This window comes from Nocardioides sp. CPCC 206348, from assembly GCF_048654705.1.
Lineage (GTDB): Bacteria > Actinomycetota > Actinomycetes > Propionibacteriales > Nocardioidaceae > Nocardioides.
Window position 1 is genome coordinate 605 of record NZ_JBMCZA010000243.1, and the last position, 5685, is coordinate 6289.

Here is a 5685-nt window from a genome sequence, read left to right on the forward strand (position 1 = left end):
CGCGGCGGAGCTGGGGAGCGTCGCGCCGGTTCGTGCGTCGGCCCGCCGGCTCGGCGTACTGCTCGAACGGGCGCTGAGCCAGTCGAGCGCGGAGGCGGAGGACTCCCTGCTCGACGCGTTGGTGCGAGGCCTGGTCCCCGACGAGGCCCGGATCATTGCGGCCCTGGCTGCTCGCGACTGGAGTCCGCTGGTCCATGTCGAAGCTCGCCGTGACGGCGAGGAACACCTGGGCCTGCGGAACGCCTCGCTGATCGGGCGCCAGGCGGGCATCGCCCTGGTCCGACGTACGCCGACCTATGTGACCCGACTGCTCGACACCGGACTGGTGGTGGCGACGCCCGAGCGCGAGGACCGCGGTCAGGAGTACGAAGTGCTCCTCGCCGAGCCCGACGTCCTGGACGCGATCCGCGCAGCCGCTCGCGGTCCGCTGGGGCCCCGCATCCGAAGGGGTGGGATCGAGCTGTCCGACCTCGGCCGGGAGCTGTGGGCTGCCCGGCAGGTCGGGCCGCGGGCCGTGGGGCAGTCCGTGTGAGGGCGCACCTGGTTGCCGCGGTGCAGACCTGGCCCGAGATCCGCGCGGACGTCGCCGAGTACTGGTACATCTACGCGTCGATGCCGTTGATCGCGGCGCTGATCGGGTACGTCACCAAGATCGTTGCGATCGAGATGCTCTACCGGCCGATGAAGTTCGTCGGCATCGGGCCGTTCGGATGGCAGGGACTGGTGCCGCGACGGGCCGGAAAGGTCGCTGCCGTCACCATCCGCCTGCTCACCGAGAACCTGTTGCGGGCCGAGGACCTGCTGGCGCGGTTCGACGGCGCCGATGCGGTGAACGAGCTCCGTGTGCCACTGGCGCGTGCAGTGGACGAGGTGGCACGGGAGGTCGTCGACCAGATCACGCCCGGCGGCTGGGATGCCCTGCCCGACCCCGTCCGTCGTCTGGTGCGCGCCCGGGTCCAGCAACAGGCGCCCGGCATCGTGGATCGACTGATTGCGGAGATCCGCGGCGACGTCGACCAGTTCATCGACCTGCATTACCTCACCGTCACCACGCTGGTGCAGCACAAGCACCGCCTCAACGACATGATGCGCCAGACCGCCGGCAGCTCGATGCTGTTCCTGCGGCGGACGGGACTGGTCTTCGGCTTCGCCATCGGCCTGGTCCAGACCGTGGCCTGGGCCTACTGGCACAACGTCTGGATCATGCCGGTCTTCGGCCTGGTCACCGGCTTCCTCAGTGACTGGATCGCGCTCACCCTGCTGTTCCGGCCGAGTGAACCGCGACGGATCCTCGGCAAGCGGATGCACGGTGTGCTGCACGCCAGCCGTGACCAGATCACCCGCGACTACGCACGCATCATGGCCGCCGACCTGTTCCAGCCAGCCGCCCTGCTGGAGTCGGTGTTGACCGGTCCCGGCGCTGATCGGTTGTTCGTGATGGTCCAGCGGGAGGTCGACGACGTCGTGGCCAGGTCCCTCGGTCCGGCCAGGTCGCTGGTGGCCGTCGGGATCGGCACCGAGCGCTACGACCAGATGAAGGCCACCGTCGTACGACGCGTGCTGACGCTGCTGCCCGAGATGCCCGAGGTCGAGGACTATGCCGCTCGGGTGCTCGACGTCGAGAACGTGCTGGCGGAGAAGATGGCGCAGCTGTCGACCGAGCAGTTCGAGGGCATCATGCGGCCGATCTTCAAGGACGACGAGTGGCTGATGATCAGTGTCGGCGCGTTGCTCGGCTTCCTGGTCGGCGAGCTCCAGGTCGAGCTGGTCACGCACCTCGGCGGCGCGTGACCAGACGGCTCAGCCGGTGATGTCGCGACCGATCAGGCGTCGCGCGACGATCCATTGCTGCAGCTCGTTGGCGCCTTCGAAGATCTCGAGGATCTTGGAGTCGCGGTACATCTCCTCGAGGCGGACCGATTCGCCGGACTCGGAGACCTTGCGGGCGAAGCCGAGGGCGCCGTGGACCTGGATGGCGTCACGCACCATGTCGACCGCCAGTCGGGTGCCGAAGGCCTTGGCCATCGCGGCCTCGGGCTCGGCGGTGGCGTCGCCGGTGTCGAGGAGGTACGCCGCCTTCTGGTAGAGGCTGCGGGCGCACTCGATCTCGGTGGCGCGCTGGGCGAGGGTGAACTGCCAGTGCTGCATGGCGCCCAACGGCGCACCGAAGACCTCGCGGGTCTGCAGTCGGTGCACGGCCAGGTCCATCGCCGCCTGGGCGACGCCGACGCCGGCGGCGCCGATGCCGATGCGACCACGGACGAGCGCCGAGAGCGCCACTCCCATGCCTCGGCCGGGTTCCCCGAGCACGTGGGTGTGGGGGACGAAGACGTCCTCGAGCACGATGTCGGCGGTGATCTGGCCGCGGTGGCCCATCTTGAGGTCGGGCTCTCCGATCCGGACGCCCGGCGCGTTGAGGTCGACGAGCAGCATGGTGGCGCGGTTTCCGTCGTGCCCGTCGCGGACGAGGATCGACGCCCAGCCGGCGACCACGCTGTTGGTGATCCAGCGCTTGCGGCCGTTCACGATCCACCCGCCATCCGCCTGGATGGCCACCGTTCCGAGACGTTCGGCCGTCAGGTCCGAGCTGGTCGCCGGTTCGGTGGTGGCGAAGGAGAATGCGGTCTCGCCGGACACGAGGTCAGGGACCAGCTGGGCCCGGACCTCGGGGGTCGCGAAGGTGAGTGTCTGGGGGACGAGGATGCACTGGCCGTCGTACACGCCGGCCATGGAGGAGGACTCGTAGGCGATCTCCTCGGTGGCGGTGCAGGTCGCCAGCATCGGGAACTCCAGGCCGGCGCCGTACTCGGCCTCGAAGGGGAGGGCGAACACGCCTTCGGAGGCCAGGCCGCGGAAGGCGGGCCACGCGAAGCTGTCCCGCGACTCCTCGCGCTCACCGATCTCGCGGGCCACCGGGGCCAGGTGTCGGGCGACGGCCTCGCGGACCTGGGTGCGGACGCCGCGCGTCTCCTCGGGCAGCCACACGTCGTGGGACATGCGGTCCTGGGTGCGGGCGACGCTCATGGGGAACTCCTCGGAATCGGACGACTGTACGATTCAGTGTAATCGGACGAGCGTCAGATTCGCTAGACTCCGGAAGTGACCACTTCCGGGACTGCTTCCGAGAGCAAGGCCGCGCGCACCCGGCAGCGGATCCTGGCCGCGGCGGCGCACGAGTTCGCGCTGCACGGGTACGGCGGCGCGAGCCTCCGTCGGATCGCCGACGCGGCCGACCTCAAGGTGGGGAGCCTGGCGTTCCACTTCGCGACCAAGGACGACCTGGTGGCCGCTGCGCTACGGGACGGTGTCGACTCGGCACGCGAGGCGCTGGCCGGCGCGGTCGCCGCCGTCCCTGCTGACGCCACGCCCGTCGATCGACTGCGCGCCGCACTGCGCGGACACCTCGATGCCCTCCACGCCAGCGACGACCGCGCCTCCGCGGTGGTCCGGATGGTGGAGACGCTTCCCCCGCACCTGCGCGCCGACCACGTCCAGCACGAGCGCCGGTTCGGGAAGGTCTGGCTCGACGTCCTCTCCCGGGGAAGGGACGAGGGGGTCGTGCGCGACGACGTGGATCTCCGGGTGCTGCGTGACCTCGTCGTAGGGGCTCTCAACGGCACGTCCACGACCAGCCCGGTCGCCCGTCCCGCCCGGAGTGTTGTCGTCGAGACGCTCGTGGCGCTGCTCAGTCCAGCAGGACCGAGCGCGCCAGCTGCTTGAGCCTGGCGATGTGACGGCGGGTCGGCTCCTCCCGCGGGTCGAACGCAGTCGTCAGCGCCATGCCGCGCAGGCTGGTGAAGAGGATCTCGCGCAGGTCCTCGTACGCCGGGTGCGCGCTGAGCTCGGGGCCGAAGAAGGCGTCGAGGCCGGGTCGGATCACCCGGGCGAGGTCGCGCTCTCCGGGCAGCAGGGCTGCGCGGAGCTCGTCGTTGTGGCGCGCTGCGATCCACAGCTCGGTGGCCGCCCAGAAGTAGCCCTGGGTGAACGTCAGCGCCATGGCCTCGATCGCGGCATCGATGCGCTCGCCGGCGTCGGTCGGCCAGGTCTGGTCGGCGGCCATCTCGCCGACGCGGGCGTTCGCCAGGTGGTGGGCTGCCGCGGTCAGCAGGGCGTCGCGGGACGGGAAGTGGTGCAGCAGTCGACCGCGCGTGACGCCGGCCTGCTCCTGGATGCGCAGGGTGGTGGCGCCGCCGTACCCGTCCTCGAGGAGTACGTCGACGGCCGCGTCGAGGATCCGGCGCTGCACGTCGACGGTGCGGCTCTGGAGGGCGCGCTTCGGCGGCGTCCTCTCCTCGGACGGGTGGTCCGTGGACGACGTACCGGGCATCGGGGTCCTCGTCCTTCTCGTGGATGGCCTCGTGGATGGCCTCGTGGGTGACAGGGCGGCGGCGACAGGCTACAGTGCACTAACCAGTCAGGACTGACTGGTTAACCAGAACCTACAACCTGGAGGTGCGCGGTGCCCACTCCCGTCATCGTCGACGTCGTCCGTCTCGCGTCCGGCAAGGGCAAGATGGGTGGCGCCCTGTCCGGCACCCATCCGACGTCGCTGCTGGTCCACGTCCTGAAGTCGATCGTCGAGCGCAACGGCCTGGACCCGGTGCTCGTGGACGACGTGATCACCGGTTGCGTGATGCAGGGCGGCGAGCAGGCGCTCAACATCGGCCGTACCGCCGTCCTCGGCGCCGGCTTCCCCGAGTCCGTCCCCGCGACGACCATCGACCGGGCGTGCGGCTCCAGCCAGCAGGCGGTCCACTTCGCTGCCCAGGGCGTGGCCGCGGGCGCCTACGACATCGTGATCGCCGCCGGTGTCGAGTCGATGAGCCGCGTGCCGATGGGCAGCACCACGCAGGGCAAGGACACCTTCGGCCCCGAGCTGCACGCGCGCTACCCCGAGGGGCTGGTCAATCAGGGTGTGTCCGCCGAGCTCGTGGCCCGTGACTGGAAGTTCGACCGCGCAACCCTCGACGAGTACTCCGCCGAGTCGCACCGGCGTGCCGCCCAGGCCATCGCCTCGGGCTTCTTCGACAAGGAGATCGTCCCGATCACCGTGACCGATGCCGAGGGCAATGCCGTCGTTCACACGGTCGACGAGACGGTTCGGGCGAGCACCACGGCCGAGGGCCTCGGTGGGCTCAACCCGGCCTTCCGGACCGACGAGTACGCAGCCCGCTTCCCCGACGTCGAGTGGGCGATCCACCCCGGCAACTCCTCGCCGTTCACCGACGGCGCGTCGGCCGCGCTGATCATGAGCGAGGAGATGGCAAGCTCGCTCGGCCTCACCCCGCGGGCCCGCTTCGTGTCGTACGCCGTCGTCGGCTCGGACCCGCTGATGATGCTGACCGGTCCGATCCCCGCGACGCAGAAGGCGCTCGCCAAGGCAGGCCTGGGCATCGACGACATCGACGCCTACGAGGTCAACGAGGCCTTCGCGTCCGTCCCGCTCGCCTGGGCGCACGACCTGGGTGCCGACCCCGCGAAGCTCAACCCCCGCGGTGGTGCGATCGCCCTGGGCCACGCCCTCGGCTCCTCGGGCACCCGCCTGCTCGCCACGCTCGTCAACCACCTCGAGGCCACCGGCGGACGCTACGGCATCCAGACCATGTGCGAGGCCCGAGGCATGGCCAACGCCACCATCATCGAACGAGTCTGAGGGTTTCGAGGCTCGCTGCGCTCGCACCTCAA

At 70.3% G+C, this 5685-nt stretch carries 6 protein-coding genes; 4 read left to right on the forward strand and 2 right to left on the reverse strand.

Annotated elements, in window-relative coordinates; all coding sequences use genetic code 11:
* Together ACOADB_RS28320 and ACOADB_RS28325 are read left to right on the forward strand one after the other, a co-directional pair.
* On the forward strand, positions 1-532 hold a 532-nt coding region (locus ACOADB_RS28320), incomplete at its 5' end, for a hypothetical protein (protein WP_378607077.1).
* Positions 533-552: 20 nt separating this feature from the next.
* Positions 553-1791: a DUF445 domain-containing protein gene (locus ACOADB_RS28325; RefSeq protein WP_378607080.1), complete on the forward strand. Its 1239-nt coding sequence runs from the start codon at positions 553-555 to the stop codon at positions 1789-1791.
* Positions 1792-1800: 9 nt separating this feature from the next.
* Here the strand turns inward: ACOADB_RS28325 and ACOADB_RS28330 are convergent, their stop codons facing one another.
* On the reverse strand, positions 1801-3024 hold the full coding sequence (locus ACOADB_RS28330; RefSeq protein WP_378607083.1) for an acyl-CoA dehydrogenase family protein: 1224 nt from the start codon (positions 3022-3024) through the stop codon (positions 1801-1803).
* Between the two features lie 75 nt (positions 3025-3099).
* Between ACOADB_RS28330 and ACOADB_RS28335 the strand changes: the two genes are divergently transcribed.
* On the forward strand, positions 3100-3720 hold the full coding sequence (locus tag ACOADB_RS28335) for a TetR/AcrR family transcriptional regulator (protein ID WP_378607086.1): 621 nt from the start codon (positions 3100-3102) through the stop codon (positions 3718-3720).
* Here ACOADB_RS28335 and ACOADB_RS28340 read toward each other — a convergent pair.
* Positions 3686-4327 carry a TetR/AcrR family transcriptional regulator gene (locus tag ACOADB_RS28340; protein ID WP_378607089.1) on the reverse strand — a complete coding sequence of 214 codons (642 nt, stop codon included), beginning with the start codon at positions 4325-4327 and terminating at the stop codon, positions 3686-3688. The two genes, ACOADB_RS28335 and ACOADB_RS28340, sit on opposite strands and share 35 nt — an antisense overlap.
* Positions 4328-4459: 132 nt before the next feature.
* Between ACOADB_RS28340 and ACOADB_RS28345 the strand changes: the two genes are divergently transcribed.
* Entirely contained in the window at positions 4460-5653 is a 1194-nt protein-coding gene (locus tag ACOADB_RS28345) for a thiolase family protein (RefSeq protein WP_378607092.1), read from the forward strand.
* The last annotated feature ends 32 nt before the right edge of the window (positions 5654-5685 follow it).

Bases quoted from the DNA above. Each gene is read 5' to 3' on its own strand.
- ACOADB_RS28340 (WP_378607089.1), bottom strand. From the start codon at position 4,327: ATGCCCGGTACGTCGTCCACGGACCACCCGTCCGAGGAGAGGACGCCG.
- ACOADB_RS28330 (WP_378607083.1), bottom strand. From the start codon at position 3,024: ATGAGCGTCGCCCGCACCCAGGACCGCATGTCCCACGACGTGTGGCTG.